The sequence below is a fragment of the Stenotrophomonas indicatrix genome, from assembly GCA_041545745.1.
Classification (GTDB): Bacteria; Pseudomonadota; Gammaproteobacteria; order Xanthomonadales; family Xanthomonadaceae; genus Stenotrophomonas; species Stenotrophomonas indicatrix_A.
On the sequence record CP168152.1, the window covers coordinates 4,098,667 to 4,115,004 of the forward strand.

At 67.9% G+C, this 16,338-nt stretch carries 15 protein-coding genes; 9 read left to right on the forward strand and 6 right to left on the reverse strand.

Annotation, left to right across the window (positions count from 1 at the left end):
* Window positions 1–47 precede the first annotated feature (47 nt).
* The 3 genes from ribA (at window position 48) to ACEF39_RS18655 (ending at window position 3,308) form a co-directional block, all read left to right on the forward strand.
* Window positions 48–1,181, forward strand: coding sequence for a GTP cyclohydrolase II RibA (gene ribA, locus ACEF39_RS18645; protein WP_500286148.1), 1,134 nt, complete (start codon window positions 48–50; stop codon window positions 1,179–1,181).
* Between the two features lie 112 nt (window positions 1,182–1,293).
* A complete protein-coding gene (locus tag ACEF39_RS18650) occupies window positions 1,294–1,770 on the forward strand; it encodes a PH domain-containing protein (RefSeq protein ID WP_500288050.1) in 477 nt (158 codons plus the stop codon).
* On the forward strand, window positions 1,767–3,308 hold the full coding sequence (locus ACEF39_RS18655) for a PH domain-containing protein (protein WP_500286149.1): 1,542 nt from the start codon (window positions 1,767–1,769) through the stop codon (window positions 3,306–3,308). Before ACEF39_RS18650 ends, ACEF39_RS18655 begins: the two co-directional genes overlap by 4 nt.
* A gap of 104 nt (window positions 3,309–3,412) precedes the next feature.
* Here the strand turns inward: ACEF39_RS18655 and ACEF39_RS18660 are convergent, their stop codons facing one another.
* Window positions 3,413–4,471, reverse strand: coding sequence for a CDP-glycerol glycerophosphotransferase family protein (locus tag ACEF39_RS18660; protein ID WP_500286150.1), 1,059 nt, complete (start codon window positions 4,469–4,471; stop codon window positions 3,413–3,415).
* Here ACEF39_RS18660 and ACEF39_RS18665 point away from each other — a divergent pair.
* Window positions 4,470–5,276 carry a glycosyltransferase family 2 protein gene (locus ACEF39_RS18665; RefSeq protein WP_500286151.1) on the forward strand — a complete coding sequence of 269 codons (807 nt, stop codon included), beginning with the start codon at window positions 4,470–4,472 and terminating at the stop codon, window positions 5,274–5,276. The two genes, ACEF39_RS18660 and ACEF39_RS18665, sit on opposite strands and share 2 nt — an antisense overlap.
* Window positions 5,277–5,301: 25 nt before the next feature.
* On the opposite strand, the gene ACEF39_RS18670 is transcribed toward ACEF39_RS18665, so the two are convergent.
* The 5 genes from ACEF39_RS18670 to def form a co-directional block, all read right to left on the reverse strand.
* A complete protein-coding gene (locus ACEF39_RS18670) occupies window positions 5,302–6,588 on the reverse strand; it encodes an O-antigen ligase family protein (RefSeq protein ID WP_500286152.1) in 1,287 nt (428 codons plus the stop codon).
* Between the two features lie 122 nt (window positions 6,589–6,710).
* The gene (locus ACEF39_RS18675; RefSeq protein WP_500286153.1) at window positions 6,711–8,423 is read right to left on the reverse strand and encodes an ArnT family glycosyltransferase; all 1,713 of its coding nucleotides are present in this window, start codon (window positions 8,421–8,423) and stop codon (window positions 6,711–6,713) included.
* A gap of 22 nt (window positions 8,424–8,445) precedes the next feature.
* Complete coding sequence (gene rsmB, locus ACEF39_RS18680; protein WP_500286154.1) at window positions 8,446–9,777, reverse strand: 16S rRNA (cytosine(967)-C(5))-methyltransferase RsmB; 1,332 nt, start codon at window positions 9,775–9,777, stop codon at window positions 8,446–8,448.
* A gap of 3 nt (window positions 9,778–9,780) precedes the next feature.
* Window positions 9,781–10,704 (reverse strand): methionyl-tRNA formyltransferase, encoded by a 924-nt coding sequence (fmt, locus tag ACEF39_RS18685; RefSeq protein WP_500286155.1) that lies wholly within the window; start codon window positions 10,702–10,704, stop codon window positions 9,781–9,783.
* A 121-nt stretch (window positions 10,705–10,825) separates the two neighbouring features.
* On the reverse strand, window positions 10,826–11,338 hold the full coding sequence (gene def, locus ACEF39_RS18690) for a peptide deformylase (protein ID WP_025879059.1): 513 nt from the start codon (window positions 11,336–11,338) through the stop codon (window positions 10,826–10,828).
* Window positions 11,339–11,467: 129 nt separating this feature from the next.
* Between def and ACEF39_RS18695 the strand changes: the two genes are divergently transcribed.
* From ACEF39_RS18695 to ACEF39_RS18715, 5 genes are all read left to right on the forward strand, one after another.
* Window positions 11,468–12,595 (forward strand): LysM peptidoglycan-binding domain-containing protein, encoded by a 1,128-nt coding sequence (locus ACEF39_RS18695; protein WP_500286156.1) that lies wholly within the window; start codon window positions 11,468–11,470, stop codon window positions 12,593–12,595.
* 132 nt (window positions 12,596–12,727) lie between these two features.
* On the forward strand, window positions 12,728–13,855 hold the full coding sequence (gene dprA / locus ACEF39_RS18700) for a DNA-processing protein DprA (protein ID WP_500286157.1): 1,128 nt from the start codon (window positions 12,728–12,730) through the stop codon (window positions 13,853–13,855).
* A 43-nt stretch (window positions 13,856–13,898) separates the two neighbouring features.
* Window positions 13,899–14,372: a DUF494 family protein gene (locus ACEF39_RS18705; RefSeq protein ID WP_025879062.1), complete on the forward strand. Its 474-nt coding sequence runs from the start codon at window positions 13,899–13,901 to the stop codon at window positions 14,370–14,372.
* A 40-nt stretch (window positions 14,373–14,412) separates the two neighbouring features.
* Window positions 14,413–15,153, forward strand: coding sequence for a GYF domain-containing protein (locus ACEF39_RS18710; RefSeq protein ID WP_500286158.1), 741 nt, complete (start codon window positions 14,413–14,415; stop codon window positions 15,151–15,153).
* A 48-nt stretch (window positions 15,154–15,201) separates the two neighbouring features.
* Complete coding sequence (locus ACEF39_RS18715; RefSeq protein ID WP_500286159.1) at window positions 15,202–16,131, forward strand: RDD family protein; 930 nt, start codon at window positions 15,202–15,204, stop codon at window positions 16,129–16,131.
* Window positions 16,132–16,338: the final 207 nt, after the last annotated feature.

Consider the following 16,338-nt stretch of genomic DNA (forward strand, 5'->3'; position numbering starts at 1 on the left):
CGCCGCAGCACGTTGAATACGACGCTGGCGCCCCCATAGAGACACCGATGTCCGCCTCCCCCGGTCCTGCCATGTCTGCTTCCTCCCTGTTCGGTGATCCGGCAGCGATCCGCTGCGAGCGCGCGGTCGCCGAGCTGCGCGCCGGTCGTCCGGTCCTGCTCCACGATGGCCAGGGCCAGCGCTTGGCGGTGATCGCGCTGGACAGCGCCACTGCCAGCAGCTTTGCCGCCTTCGCCAGCGCCGCGCGCGAGCGCCATTACCTGTATCTGACCGCCACCCGCGCCCGCGTGCTCGGCGTCGAGGCACCCGAGGGCGCGCGCCTGCCATTGGCCGGCGTCACCTTCGATGCCCTGCCCTCGCTGGGTTACCTGCGCGAGCCCGGACCGATGCCCGCGGCCTGGAGCGCAGGCGATGCGTTCGATGCCGGCGCGGTGGAACTGGCCCGGCTGGGCCTGCTGCTGCCGGCGATGGTGGCCGTGCGCCTTGAGGCGGCTGACAACACCTTCGATGGCGCCGCCGACGTCGGCCTGTGCGATCTGGCCGAAGGCGCTGCGCATGCCGCACATGATTACGAACTGGTGGCACGTTCTCCTGTGCCGCTTCGCGATGTCGGCATGACCACGTTCGCGGTGTTCCGCGGCGGCGTCGCCCAGCGCGACCAGGTGGCGATCATCGTCGGCGAACCGGACCTTTCCGCCGTGGTGCCGGTGCGCGTGCATTCGTCCTGCCTCACCGGCGACCTGTTCGGTTCACTCAAGTGCGACTGCGGCGACCAGCTGCGGCGCGGCCTGCGCAAGTTGAAGGAACTGGGCGGCGGCGTGCTGCTGTACCTGGACCAGGAAGGCCGCGGTACCGGCATCGCCGCGAAGATGCGCGCCTACGGCTACCAGCATGACGGACTGGATACCATCGACGCCGATGCGCAGCTGGGCTTCGGCGCCGACGAGCGTCGCTATGGCAGCGCGGTGGCGATGCTGCGCGGGCTGGGTGTGTCCCGTGTTGCCCTGCTCAGCAACAACCCGACCAAGGCACAACGCCTGCGCAATGCAGGCATCGAAGTGCTGGACTGCATTCCGGTCACCGGCGAGATCACCGCCGAGAACGAGCACTACCTGCGCACCAAGGCCGACCGCGCTGGCCACCTGCTGGATGTCGACGCGCTGATCCAGGCCGCCCAGTAGCGCGGGCGACCTGCTAACGTCTGCGCAGTGCGGCCATCACCGCGCCTGCCCGCCCTGCTGCCCGACGGACGCCTGCGTGACCGAACTTCCCTTGCCTGTTGCCGCCACCGAAATGCCCCTCGACCACTGGCAACCCCTGCCGCGGCGCGCTGCCCGGTTGGCGGCGCTGGAGGGCGCCTTCGGCGGACTCTTCATTCCCGGCGCACCGCTGGCGGCCGCCTGGTGGTTCTTCGATCTTCCCGGTGGCCTGTGGGCGGCGTCTCTGGGCCTGCTGGTCGGCGTCGCCTTCGGCGGCTGGATCGGCCATCGCCGCCTGACCCGCACCCGCTGGCGGCTGGATGCACAGGGCCTGGGCCTGCGCCGCGACCTGATGTGGCAGCTGGAGACCCGCATTCCCATTTCGCGCGTGCAGCACTTGGACCTGCGGCGCGGGCCGCTGGAGCGGCGCGCAGGCCTGGCCACGCTGATCGTGCACACCGCCGGCACCCGCCTGAGTGCGGTCACGGTCAACGGCCTGGACGAAGCCGATGCCGAGCGCCTGCGTGACACCCTGGCCCATCAGCTCGACCAGGACGCCGACGCCCTGTGAGCCTGCCGCCGCCCCTGCCGCCGTCGCTGCCCAACGGTGGCGAAGAGCATCGCCTGCACCCGTGGTCGTGGCTGTTCGTGCTGCTGATGCAGCTGCGCCACTATTTCCTGCCGCTGGTCGCGTTGCTGGTGTTCGGCCAACGCAGCGACCGCGACCCGATGTGGGCACAGTTGATCCCGCTGACCGCCATCGCCGCGCTGGTGCTGGTCTCGGTACTGCAGTACCTCAGTTACCGCTATCGCATCGGCAACGATGCGATCACCGTGCGCAGCGGCCTGCTGGCGCGCAACCGGCGCGAGATTCCCTTCGCCCGCATCCACAACGTGGAAGTGCGGCAGAACCCGTTGCATCGGTTGTTCGGGGTTGCCGAGCTGCGCCTGGAATCGGCCGGCGGCGTGCGCCCGGAAGCGGAGATGCGCGTGCTGCGGCTGGACCAGGCGTTGGCCCTGGAACAACTGGTGCGCCAGCGCGGACAGGCGCCCCAGCCAACGCCGGGCGACGCGGCGGCTGCCAGTGTCCTACCCTCCGACGACGAACAGGTACTGCTGCGCCTGTCGAGCTGGGATGTGCTGCGCATGGGCCTGCTGTCCAACCGCGGCTGGGCGCTGGCGATCGCCGCCTTCGGTGTTCTGTTCCAGACCGTACCGCGTCCGGTGATGGACGATGCCATCCAGCGCGGCGGGCGCGAGGCCTTCGGCTACGCCAGCCATCTGCACACCGGGGTAACCGGTGGGCTGGTGCTGCTGGCTGCGGCATTGCTGCTGGGCTGGCTGCTGCTGCGGGTGTTGTCGGTGGTGCTGACGCTGCTGCGTTACCACGGCTTCACCCTCAGCGAGCGCGAACGGCGCCTGACCGTCTCCACCGGCCTGCTCAGCCGTACCCGCAGCAGCGTCGCGCGTCGCCGCATCCAGGCCTGGACGCTGGGCGAGAGCACCCTGCAGCGCTGGTTCGGGTTGCGCCAGCTGCGTATCGACAGCGCCGCCGGTGGCCCCTCGCGCGATGACGACCGCGCGCTGCGCGAACTGGCACCGCTGGCTGGCGCCAGCGCCTGCGACGGGCTGGTGCGCCACCTGCTGCCACAGCTGCAATGGCCGCCGCAGCAATGGCAGCCGATACCGCAACGCGGATGGTGGCGGCTGTCGCTGTCCACGTTGCTGGTTGTGCCGTTGCTGACCGCCGCACTGTACTGGCGCTGGGGCCTGCCGGCCCTGGCACTGCTGGCCTGGCTGCCGGTCAGCCTGTTGATCGCGCACCGGCAGATGGCACGGATGGGCTGGCACTTGGATGGCCAGTTTGTGGCGGTGCGCGGTGGCTGGTGGAAGCGCTGGTGGCGCTGGGCCGAGCTGGACAAGGTGCAGGGCCTGCGCCTGCAGCGCTCACCGCTGGACAAGCTGCTGGGTACGGCCAGCCTGCATCTGGACACCGCCGGTGCGCATGGCGATGTGGCGTTGGCGTTGCGCTACCTGCCGCAGGCGGGTGCACATGCGTTGATGGAAGAACTGGCGACGGCGCTGGCGCGTCGCAAGCTGCGCTGGTAAGCCGCCGGGCGTTGAAATGACCATCCACGCATGGCGTGGACCTACTGCGGAGCAGGGGGTCGGATCCCATTCCGCAGGAATGGGCTCTGACCCCTGCGCATCCATCACCGCTGCGACGGCCCCCAGTAGCCCAGGTCCTTGCGGATCTGCAGGTCGCGCACCCAGCTGCCAAACGGTTTGCGACGCAGCGCGCCCATCTCGCCGGACAGGAAATCCTCGGTCGCGGCGATCACCCGCTCACTGGACAGGCCATCGCGGTAGGGGTGGATGGCATCGGCGTAGCGCACGATCTCCGCCTGCAACGCTGCATCCGGATGCAGCGCGCGCGCCAGCATTGCCGACAGCTGCTGCGGATCGTCGAAATCGATCATGTGCGGCTTCGGCACGCGGTTGCGGAAGGTCACCACCGGTTTGTGCTGGATGATGAACTCGGAAACGATCGATGAGGTGTCCGATACCAGCACGTCGGCGGCGCGCTGCGCAGCCATCACCTGCTCCGGTTCGATGAACCGCGCATTGGCGCCGGCCAGCGCGCGGTAGCGTTCGAACAGTTCTGGCGGGCACTTGGGGTGCAGGGTCAGCAGCCAGTAGTGCTGCCCGGCGGCGATGTCGGCGGCGATCTGCGCATGCAGGTGCGGGGCCGCACTCAAGCGCTCGGTGAAAGTTGAACCGAACAGGATCACTGGGCGACCGCCGGCCGCACTACGCAGCGCGGCACTGTCGCCGCCATCGTCGCGGAACAGCGGGTCCAGCTTCGGCCAGCCGGTTTCCGCCACGGCGAAATGACCCTGCAGTGCCGCGATCTCGCGGAACGGCGCGGTAGTGGCAGGGCCCTGCGTGCAGTAAAGGTCGAACATGCCGCGCACCCGGAAGTGGCCACGCGCACTGTCGCGCTTTTCCACGTTGAAGCCGTGGAACAGCTGCACCTTGGCCCCCGACAGGAAGGTCGGTACCCAGTTGGCCGCGCTGAACACTGCCCGCGGACGCATCGCCAGGGCCTGCTTCAGGCCGATGTTGGGCACGCCGGGCAGCTGGCTGCCAGCCGCACCATCTTCGAACCAGGCCGCCACTTCCTGGCCGGAAGCGTGCAAGGCCTGCACCAACGGGGCGAGAATAGGCAGCGCATAGCGCTCCGTCGCAAACAACAGGTACCCGGCCATCATGTCCTCCACGACCGCTCCCATCGAACGGCCTCGCATCTCGGCCTGCATTATCGCGTTCAACGAGGCCGGGCGCATCGGCGACTGCCTGGCCTCGCTGGCCTTCTGTGATGAGATCGTGGTGGTGGACTCCCTGTCCACCGATGCCACGGCAGCCATCGCCGAGGCTGCCGGCGCCCGCGTGCTGCAGCGCCCGTTCGATGGTTTCCGCAGCCAGAAAGCGTTCTGCGTCGAGCAGGCCCGCCACGAATGGGTACTGTGCCTGGACGCCGACGAGCGCATCAGCCCAGAACTGCGCACGGCCATCGAACAGGCCCGCGACGGCGGTTTTACAGGTCATGCGGGCTACCGCTTCGCGCGCCTGTCGGAGTATTTCGGCAGATTCCTGCGCCACGGCAATGCCTATCCGGACCGGGTGCTGCGCCTGTTCGACCGCCGTCAAGGCGGCTGGCGCGGCAAACGCGAGATCCATGAGGCGGCCAGCGTCGATGGCACCGTCGGCACCCTGCGCGGGGACCTCATCCACTTCCCCTACCGCTCGCTGCAGCAGCAGCTGGCCAAGACCGAGAAATACGCGCGGATGATGGCCGAGCACGAGTTCGCGCGCGGCAAGCGGGCCACCCTCGGCAAGCTGGTGCTGGCCCCGGCCTGGCGGTTCTGGCGCGGCTTCCTGTTCCGGGGCGGCTTCCGCGACGGCTGGCACGGCCTGGTGTATGCCTATGTGCGCGCCAACTACGTGCGGCAGAAGACCATCATGCTGTGGATGCTGGGCAACGGCCAGGCCGTGTCCGACCCGCCCAACCCCTGAGCGGGAAGCCGGCCGGGGCTGGAGGCTACCGGGCGTTCTTTGCCCGGTGCCGCGCACCTTCCACGATCGACAGGCCGGTCAGCAGGCCGACGATGGTGACGTAGAAGCTGGCGGTCATCTGGTGCGCGAACATCGACTGGGTCAGCCCGCACAGGATGTAGGACACCACCACCATCACGCCGGCGGCAGCCGGACCACGGAAGGTGGCGTGCCCGCTGCGCCGGTGCAGGCGCACGAACACCCACAGGGGCACGCCATACACCGCCAGCAGCAGCAACAGGCCCGGTACGCCCTGGGTTGCCGCCCACTCGGCGACATCGTTGTGGGCATGGCCCAGATGACAGCGCTGTTCCTGCGGATCCTCGCGACAGATCGGAACCCGCTGCATGGCGTTGTCGAAGTGGCCAACGCCTACCCCGATCAGCGGGTGATCGAGGAAGGTATCCCATGCCACCTGCAAGCGCTCGACCCGGGCACCTGCCGATGAGTCGCTGTCGCCCTGCTCCATGCGCTGCACATCGCTGTGCAGTTCGGTCAGGCGCACCTGGTGGCGCAGTTCGGGTACCGACAGCAGCAGGGTCGCAGCGATGGCCAGCATGCCGGCAAGCACCGACAGGCGCGCCACGCCGGTACGCCAGCGCAGGCTGAGTGCCAACACCACCAGCAACGCCAGCAGCGCTGCAAACACGCCACGGCTGCCGGTGAGGATGATGGTTCCGCAACCGGCGGCGGTGCCGACGATCACCAGCGACCAGCGTCGCGAGGGCCGGCAGAACACCAGCAGCACCATCAGCATCACCACGATGTCGGCGAGCACAATCGCATTTGTGGACAGTTCCGCGCGCGCCGCGCCTCCCAGTACCTGCAACAATGCCAGCGCGAAGGTACCCAGCAGGCCGGCGAACGCACCGCGCCACAACCAGCGCATGTCCGGCCGCAACGCGCAGACCCATAGCGCGATCCACGGGATCACCAGGAATCGTGAGCGGTTGTCGACATTGCGCAGGCCGTGCTCGAACACCACCATCGAGAGCACACCCAGGGCCAGCACCGCCAGCGTCAGCCAGGTCAGCGCCCTGATCGGCTGGGCTTCCATGTGCCTCGCACGCCACAGCAGTTCCGGCGCCATCAGCGTCGTGACCAGCAACACCAGGCCATATGGCAGCAGGTTGATCGGGATGGTCAGCACCAACGCCGGCATGCAGAACAGGCCAATCTGCGCCAACCAGTGCGCAGCGCGCGGGCGACCACCAACGGGTACGCCCAGCGGATCGCCGGTCGTGGATTCCAGGTTGTGCTGTGAAACTGCCACGTCGAAAAGTTTCGCTACGATCCTGCGGAATGAACGGGATCAGCGGCACGGCCGATCCCACGCTGACGTTTTACTGCCTTTGGCGCCGCTTGGGCAGTCTGGACAAGCGCAGGCCGGAGTGGTTACTCCTCACGCTGCAATCGCCGCTCGCGTTCGCGCTCGTCGGCGCTGGCCACGCACCGGCCCTGCACCGCAGCGGCCGGCACCAGCCACCAGCGGCGGCGGTTGGCGATTCCGGCCAGCTCGGCACGGTTGCGGTCGATGCAGGGCAGCAGCGCGTCCTCGTGGACCAGCAACCAGCGGCGCCGGGGCGCCAACTGCTGCCATTCCACGGCCGCAGCCAGCTGTGCATCCCAAGGCTCGTTGAAACCGAAGGTTGCTGCCGGGCGGTCGGCCATCAACAGATTCTGCTCTTTCCAGGCCACCAGTCCCAGCTCGGCATCGGCGCCGATGCGCTGGCCGGTGTGCCGCATCAGGCCACGAGCGGAACTTGAATCATTCAGCAGCGGATAGCCGATCAGGCTGTACAGCACCCATACGGCCGTCAAGGTCGAGACCAGTGCCAGCTGGCGACGGCCGCGACCGAACAACAGCAGGCTGGCCATACCCCAGCCGCCCATCGCCATCGCCGCCCAGGCCAAGGCGTTCATCTCGCCATTGCCGATGCCACGCGTCTGCATCAGCCGCGTTTCGAAGCCGGGCTTGCCCAGCAGGGCCGCCAGCCCGGCGGCCAAGGTGCCCAGCGACAGCAGCAGCGTGAACGCGCCCAGCAGCCATTGCACGTCGCGACGACGCAGCAACCCCGGCAGCAACGGCGCCAGTGCCAGGCAGAACATCGGCAACGCCGGAAGGATGTAGACGTCGCGCTTGCCGTTGGGAATCGAGAAGAACAGCACGATCAGCGCCCACCAGCCCAACAGCAACAGATAGCGCGCATCCCGACGCTGCAGCCGGCGCCGCCAGGCGGGGATCGCCCACGGCACCGCCAGGAAGGCGGGAATCCACATCGACGGCATGGTGGCCAGGAAGTACCACCAGGGCTGGTGGTGATCCCATGATTGCGCATAGCGCTTGGCGGTCTGCCGGAACAGGATGTCGTCCATGTAGGCCAGGTAATCGCCGGAGCGTGTCGCCAGCGCGGTCATCACCATCGGCACCAGCCACAGCGCGATGGCCAGCACGAATGCCAATGGCGCCAACCAGAAGCGCAGGTCGCGTGCATGCAGCCGCACCCGCGGCCAGTGCAGCGCCGAACCGATCACCGCCGGCACGATCATCAGCAGCGCGATCACGCCCACGCCCTTGGTGATCACCCCGATGCCCGCAAAGAACCAGCCCAGCCACCACCAGCGCCACGCGGGCCCCAGCAGCAGGTGGCGCAGCAGACCGTAATTGGCCAGGGTGATGAACACCACCACCAGCGGGTCGATCTGCGCCTTCTTCGCCTGAAAGGTGAACTGCAGGGCGAACAGCAGCGCCCAGCCCGCGTACAGGCCAACCTGCCGCGTCCACAGGCGCCGGCCCAGATCGACCACGCACCACAGCGTGCCGAGTGCGGCGATCAGCGAGGGCAACAGGAATGCCACACGCCAGTTGCCGACCACGCTGTACAGCGTGGCCTGCCACCACATCAGCATCGGCGGCTTGTCCGAGTACAGCTCCAGCCCACGATGCGGGAACAGCCAGTCGCCGCTGTCCACCATCTGCTTGGCGACCAGGGCGAAGCGCGGTTCGTCCGAGGGCCAGGGATCGCGTAGTCCCAGGCCGGCACCCAACACCAGCAGGGCCATCACAACGAACAGCCACGTCTGGCGTAACGCACGGGTTTTCAGCATGGGGGCTCGGACAGCGGTTGGGTCAGCCCTTTTTTAGCAGACGCGCGTAGAAAAATCCGTCAGCATCGTTTTCACCGGGCAGGCGCTGGCGCGCGATACCGTCACAGTCCAGACCAAATGCGTCATCCAGCGCGACCGCTTCCGCATCCGCGTGCCACTTCAGGAAGCCCTTTACCTGATCGACGTTCTCCGCGCGCAGGATCGAGCAGGTGGCATACAGCAGTGCACCACCGGGGCGCAGCATCGACCAGCAGGCTTCCAGCAACCGGGCCTGGATGCCGACGAGGGCATCGATGTCCTCCGCACGGCGATGGAACATCACGTCCGGCTGCCGACGGATGACGCCGGTGGCCGAGCACGGTGCATCCAGCAGGATCGCGTCGAACGGAACGCCGTCCCACCATGCCCCCGGATCGCTGGCATCGGCCACCAGGACCTCGGCACCTTCGCCCACACCGGTGCGGGTGAACGTATCCTTGGCGCGCGCCAGGCGACGGGCGTCGATATCCAGCGCCAGCAATCGCAGACTGGGGTCGCGCTCAAGCAGGTGCGCGGCCTTGCCACCCGGGGCGGCACACGCGTCGAGCACACGGCTGCCGGCCGGCGGCGCCAGCGCGTCGGCAGCACATTGTGCCGACAGATCCTGCACCGACAGCACACCTTCGCCGAAGCCGGGCAACTGGTTCACCGGAACCGGCGCGGCCAGTCGTAACGCATCGGCGCTCAGCGGGCTGGCTTCGGCGGCAATGCCCGCCTCGGCCAGGGCCGCCATCACCTTGTCGCGCCCGCCCTGCTGGCGGTTGGCACGCAGCCACAACGGCGCCGGCTGCAGGCTGGCAGCGAAGATCGCCTCGGCCTGTGCCGGCCAGTCGCGCTCGACGGCCTCGGCCAGCCAGAGCGGAAATGCGTCGCGTGCCGGCTGTTCGGGGAAGCCCTCGCGCTGGGCCCGGCGCAGGATCGCGTTGACCAGGCCCGCCTGGCGTTCACGGCCAAGTGCGCGTGCGGCATCGACCGTGGCCGACAGCGCTGCATGGGCCGGCAGTTCCAGCACGTCCAGCTGGGCGAAGCCCACCATCAGCAGCGTGCGCAGGTCGGCATCGCGTGCGGACAGCGGCTTCTGCATCCATCCCTGCAGGGCGGCGTCATAGGTGCTGCGACGGCGCAGCACCGCAAAGCACAGCGCTTCAAGCAGGGCGCGATCGCGGGTGTCGGCCAGTTTGGGCAGCGCCCAGGCCAGCTCCGCCTTGAGCGAACGACCGCGGGTGAACACCTGCGCCAGCACGCGCGCCGCCAGCATGCGGGTGGCCGCGCCCGGCGCCGCCTTGGCGATGGAAAAATCGTTTGCCTTGCTCACCCGTCAGACCCCCACGCGCAGGTCGCGGCGGGCATTGAGGTAGTCGGCGGCAGTGATCGCCTTGCCGCCTTCCCGCTGCAGCACGCGCAGGCGCAGCGCGCCCTGCCCGCAGGCGATGTCGATGCCCTCGCGGCCAGCGGCCAGCACCGTGCCCGGCGCTTGGCCATGCGCCGCATCCAGCGCCACCGCGCCGTGGATGCGCACGCGCTCACCGGCCAGCAATGCCTCGGCAATCGGCCACGGATTGAACGCACGTACCGTGCGCGCCAGCGCTTCGGCGTCCTGCGCCCAGTCCAGTTTTGCCTCGGCCTTGTCCAGCTTGTGCGCATAGGTCACGCCCTGCTCGGGCTGCGGCCGTGCGATCGGCTTGATACCAGCGCGCAGCAGGCCCAGCCCATCGGACAGCACCTGCGCGCCGAGCTCGGCCAGCTTGTCGTGCAACTGGCCACCGGTATCGGTGGCGGCGATCTGCAGCTCCTGGTGCAGCAACACCGGGCCCGTATCCAGGCCGGCTTCCATCTGCATCAGGCAGATGCCGGTCTTCTCGTCACCGGCCTGGATGGCACGCTGGATCGGTGCGGCGCCGCGCCAGCGCGGCAGCAGCGAACCATGCACGTTCCAGCAACCGTGGGTCGGGATGGTCAGCACCGCCCTGGGCAGGATCAGGCCGTAGGCCACCACCACCATCAGGTCCGGCTGCAGGTCACGCAGCAGTTGCTGGGCCGCCTCGTCCTTCAGCGTTTCCGGCTGGTGCACGGGGATGCCGCGGGCGACCGCTTCCAGCTTGACCGGCGAAGGCGCCAGCCCACGGCCGCGACCGGCCGGGCGATCAGGCTGCGTATAGACAGCCACCACCTCGTGATGACGCGCGGCCGCGCGCAGCGACGACACCGCGAATTCCGGCGTACCGGCAAAGACAATCCTCATGGCAACCCCACTTGCAGGATGAAATCGTGCAGGAAAAAAAACGGCGCCGTCGGCCGGCGCCATGCAGCCCGCGCGTCACGCGCAGGCGAGGGCCACCCGGACGGGCGGCCCGAAGCAACGATCACGCCACGTGCTTGCGCTGTTTGGCCAGCTTCTTGCGGACCATCTCGCGCTTCAGCGGCGACAGGTAATCGATGAACAGCTTGCCGTCCAGATGGTCCATCTCGTGCTGCACGCAGACCGCCAGCAGGCCATCGGTGGTCAGTTCCTGCGGCTGCCCCTGGCGGTCCAGGAACTTGACGGTGATGGTGTCGGCACGGGTCACGTCAGCGAAGATGCCGGGCACCGACAGGCAACCTTCCTGGTACACCTGGCCCCCGTCCTTGGCGACGATTTCCGGGTTGATGAACACGCGCGGCTCGTTCTTTTCTTCGCTCACGTCGATGACCATGAAGCGCTGGTGCACATCCACCTGGCTGGCAGCCAGGCCGATGCCGGGGGCGTCGTACATGGTCTCGAACATGTTGTCGAGCAGCTCCTGGAACGCCGGCGTGGTCACTTCGGCGGCATCGATCAACGCAGCCTTGGTACGCAGGCGCGGATCGGGGAACTCAAGGATGGGGAGTAAAGCCATGGCAGTTTCCGGGGGGTGGGGCCGGGGTACGCCGGCATACGTCGCAGATTCTAGCTCCAACGCTTGCCTTGCGCCCCGGTTTCTGGACTATAGTGCGCGGACCTGTTGGGGAATCAGGGCTTCACACCTATGTTGCTTCGTTTTCGTACGGTCGTCGCCGCGGCGATGCTGACCGTGGCTGCCTATGCTACCGCCGTGGAAGTGAATGGCGGGCACCCGGACACCTATGTGGTCCGCAAAGGGGACACCCTGTGGGACATCGCAGGACGATTCCTGCAGAAACCATGGCTGTGGCCGGAGATCTGGCAGGCCAATCCACAGGTCGCCAATCCACACCTGATCTATCCCGGTGACGTCCTCAGCCTGGCCTATCTGGACCGTGTAACGGCCCAGCCCGGTCCGCGCCAGGAAGCCCCGGTCACCGGCGTGCCGCTGGCACAGGTGGAACCGTTCCTGAAACAGCTCAGCGTGGTCGACAGCATCGAGCAGCTGCCGTACGTGGTCGCGCTGGAGGACAACCGCCTGCGTGCCACCGGTGGGCAGACCGCCTATGTGCGCCTGGCCGACGCCCAAACCGGCCAACGCTGGGCCGTGGTCCGCCCGACCGTGCGCTACGCCCAGCCCAAGCCAACCGAGGACCTGACCGCCAACGGCGATGTCACCCCCGGCAGCGGCAACCTCTGGAAGGCTTTCAGCGCGCCCAACCACCGCCGCGGCATTCTGGGGTACGAGCTGGCACAGGTCGGCACCGGCACCATCGCCAAGGTGGCCGGCGGCAAGACCGAAGCGTCGACCCTGGTACTGGACAATGCCAGTGGCGGCCGTGAAGTGCGTGCCGGCGACCGCTTGGTACCGGTCGAGGCCACGCCGTACGACCTGCAGTTCTTCCCGCATGTGCCCGCAGCCGGTGTGGAAGGCGTGGACGTGCGAGTACTGGCGGTCACCGACATGTTCAACGCCGGCGGCCCGCGCGATGTGATCGCGATTTCCGCTGGCCGCGCCCAGGGCGTGGACAACGGCACCGTGTTCTCGCTGTGGCGCCAGGGCAGCCACGTGGCGCACCGGATGAAGTTCCCGGGGTCCTCGCGCATGGACGACTCGACCAGCACGGGCGCCGGCCGGGTCAGCCTGCCGGATGAGTACGCCGCGCATGCCATGGTCTTCCGCACCTTCGACAACGTCAGCTATGCGTTGGTGATGCAGGGCGTGAAGCCGGTGCGTGTGGGCTACAGCGCGCTGCATCCGGACGCGAAATGATCCGGCGCCGGGCCCCGCCCGGCCTCGGCAGATGGCGCCGGCCGCATCGGCCGGCAACCTCCGGGATACTCTGACAGCAATACGCGAAGGCGCCCTAGGGCGCCTTTGTTGTGTGGGGCCGATAGTCGGGGGATGACAGAGCATGGACTTGAGGCGCTGCTGCGCCTGATGATCGCGGGTGGTTCCCTGGCACCCAGGCGCACCCTGTTGCAGACCACCGGCAATGCGGACGCGGCGTTGGCGCTGGGCGTTGCAGGCTGGCGGGCCCACGGCTGCACGCCGGAACAGTGCGCTGCGCTGGAGCGTCCCGATACCCGCGCCCTCGCGCTTGCGCAGCGCTGGCTGCAGCAGCCTGATCATCATCTGCTGGCCTGCAACGATCCCGCCTTCCCGCCCCTCCTGCTCGACGCACCCAATCCGCCCTTGGCGCTGTTCGTTGCCGGGGATCCAACCATCGCCTGGCGTCCTGCGGTGGCCCTGGTCGGCAGCCGTTCACCCACCCCCGCCGGCCGTGCCCTGGCCGCCCGGTTTGCCACGTGCTTCGTCGAGGCAGGGCTGGCGGTGACCAGTGGGTTGGCGTCAGGCATCGATGCAGCTGCCCACCAGGCGGCGCTGGACGCAGGCGGCTGCACGCTCGCGGTGATAGGCACTGGCCCGGACCGCGCCTATCCCACCAGCCATACCCGCCTGCAGGCAACAATCGCTACCGAAGGTGCAGTGCTCAGCGAGTACCTGCCAGGCACGCCCGCACGGCCGGGCCACTTCCCCGCGCGCAACCGGCTGGTGGCCGGGCTGGCCCTGGCCACGGTGGTGGTCGAGGCCGCACAACGCTCGGGCGCCCTGATCACCGCCCGGCTGGCGGCCGAAGCAGGCCGCGAGGTCTGCGCGATACCCGGTTCGGTGCTCAATCCGCGCGCCGCCGGCTGCCACCGGCTCATCCGTGAAGGGGTTGCCCTGGTCGAACGCCCCGAAGAAGTGCTGGAACTGCTGGCCCCGGCACTGCGTCACCAGCTTCCGGGCTTGCAAACCCGGCTTGCCACCCCCACTGAACAGGCAGCGCCGGCGGACCTGCCGGCATGCTGGGCGAACGACGCTGACTACCAGAGCTTGTGGCGGGCGCTGGGGCATGACCCAATCAGTATGGATTCACTGATCACGCACTGTGGATTGACGGCGTCGGAGGTGTCCTCCATGCTGCTGGCCATGGAACTTGCGGGGATCGTGGTGTGCGTACACGGCCGCTACTGTCGACGTCCCTAGTTTCTTCACCTCCACAGCGTCGCGCGACGCAGGCCGAGGGGCAATGAAAGAGAGCATCCTGGATGTACTGTTGTACCTGTTTGAACACTATTTCAGCGAAGATGCGGACCTGATCCGTGACCGCGACTCACTGCAGAATGGCCTGATCCAGGCCGGTTTCAGCCCCACTGAGATCAACAAGGCATTCGAATGGCTCGATGCCCTGGCAGCGCAGCGCCCAAGCGCGGCCCAGGCCCGGGTCGATGGCCCGGTGCGCATCTATCACGGCCCGGAGCTGGACAAGCTTGACGTGGAATGCCGTGGTTTCCTGCTGTACCTGGAACAGCACGGCATCCTGGATGCCGGCCAGCGCGAGCTGGTGCTGGACCGGGCAATGGCCCTGGACCAGGACGAACTGGACCTGGACGACCTGAAATGGGTGGTGCTGATGGTGCTGTTCAACCAGCCCGGCGCCGAGGCGGCCTACGCCTGGATGGAAACGCAGATGTTCGTGGACGAGCCAGAACCCCTGCACTGACCGTACACTTGGGGGCCGTGCGCATTCAGGAGCGTCCCCCGTGAGTGAGTGGTTCCATGCCGAAGGCAACCGCCAGCAAGGCCCGTTGCCCTCGGAACAGTTGATCGAGCTGTTCCGTAGCAACCAGATCACTCTGGACACACTGGTCTGGCGCGACGGCTTGCCGCAATGGCAGCCGTTGCGCAACGTGGTCGACGAACTGGGCCTGATCGTGCCCGCTGTTGATGCAGCCGCCACTGTCGCTGTGGCGCCGCCACCTCCTGCCGCTCCCCTGCCGCCGACCCTGCCACCTGCCTCGCCCTACGCGACCACGCCGATGGATGCTGCACCGGCCGCGAAGAAGGGCCTGTCCGGTTGCGCATTGACCGCCATCATCGGCGGCGTTGCATTGCTGGTGGTGGTGCCGATCCTGGCCATCCTGGCAGCCATCGCCCTGCCGGCCTACAACGACTACACCATCAAGGCCAAGGTCGCTGGCGCGATCACGGCGCTGCAGCCGCTGAAGGACAAGGTCCAGCATTTCGCCGATGACCAGGGCCGTTGCCCGGGCGCCAACGACGCCGGCTTCCCGGCGGCGGACGAATTCGCAGGCCAGGGCCTGTCGGCCGTGCATATCGGCCGCTTCAACAACGGTCACTGCGGCATCGAAGCAACGCTGGCGGTTCCGGGCAAGAGCCAGGATGGCGACCTGCTGTGGCTCGAGTACGACCGTGACAGCGGACGCTGGGAATGCAGCGGCGAAAGCGACGACAAGTATCTGCCCACGCAATGCCGCGGCTGAGCCGCGCATCGGGCAACCCACCAAGGACGACCCAACAGGGGACATGCAATGACTGAGTGGTATTACGCCGAAGGACAGCAACGCCAGGGGCCGCTGGAGGTCACCGAGATCCGCCAGCGTTTCCAGCGCGGCCAGTTGACCCTGGACACCCTGGTCTGGCGCGAAGGCATGGGACAGTGGGCACCGCTGCGGCAGATGGTGGACGAACTGGGCCTGCAGACCCTGGCCGATGCCAGCACCTCCACCGCCACCGGTGGCTTCGACCTGCGCAACGACTACGCCGCGATCGACAACGGCACCGCGCCCCTGCCAGGCACCGGCGCCCTCAGCAGCTCGCCGTACACCGCGCCCGGTGCAAGCGGTGGTGACTATTCGCAGCCCGTGCAGGGCGGCGACGTGGTCTATGCGGGCTTCTGGAAGCGCTTTGCCGCCTACCTGATCGACTATTTCGTCCTGCTGATCCCCAGCGGTGTGGTCGGTGGCGTACTGGGCTTCGTGCTCGGCGCTGGCATGGGGGCGACCGGCAGCGGCGAAACAGCGGTGGAAGTGGTCACCCAGCTGATCAGTGGTCTGGCTGGCCTGGTCATCGCCGCCGCCTACTACGGCTGGTTCCATGCCTCCCGCGGCGGCGCCACCCTCGGCAAGATGGCCATCGGCATCAAGGTCGTGCGCGGCAACGGCGATCGCCTGACCCTGGGCCGCAGCATCGGCCGCTATTTCGCCACCATCCTCAGTGGTCTGACCCTCTGCATCGGCTACCTGATGGCTGCCTTCACCGAGCGCAAGCAGGGCCTGCATGACCTGATCTGCGACACCGTGGTGGTCGACCGCTGGGCCTACACCGACCAGCCGCAACTGCAGCGCCGCGAGCTGGGCACGGTGACCATCGTGGTCCTGGTGCTGGGCGGTCTGCTGATGCTGGCCGGTTTCGCCGCGATCATCTTCGCCGTCGGCGTCATTGCCAACATGGCGTCGTGATCGAAGATCGAGGGCCAATGCGCCGTCGCGGACGGCCATCCTCACGCCTCCCTGCTTGACAACGGCAGGCCGGGCGTGATTCCTCTAATAAGGTGAAACCTGAACGCCCGGCACAGTCCCGGGCGTTCAGTTTATTGATTTGCCCGTGGCCGCTTCACTAATGCGTCCGTTTGCTCCACCCTAGCGGCCCTTCCCCGCGGCTTACCC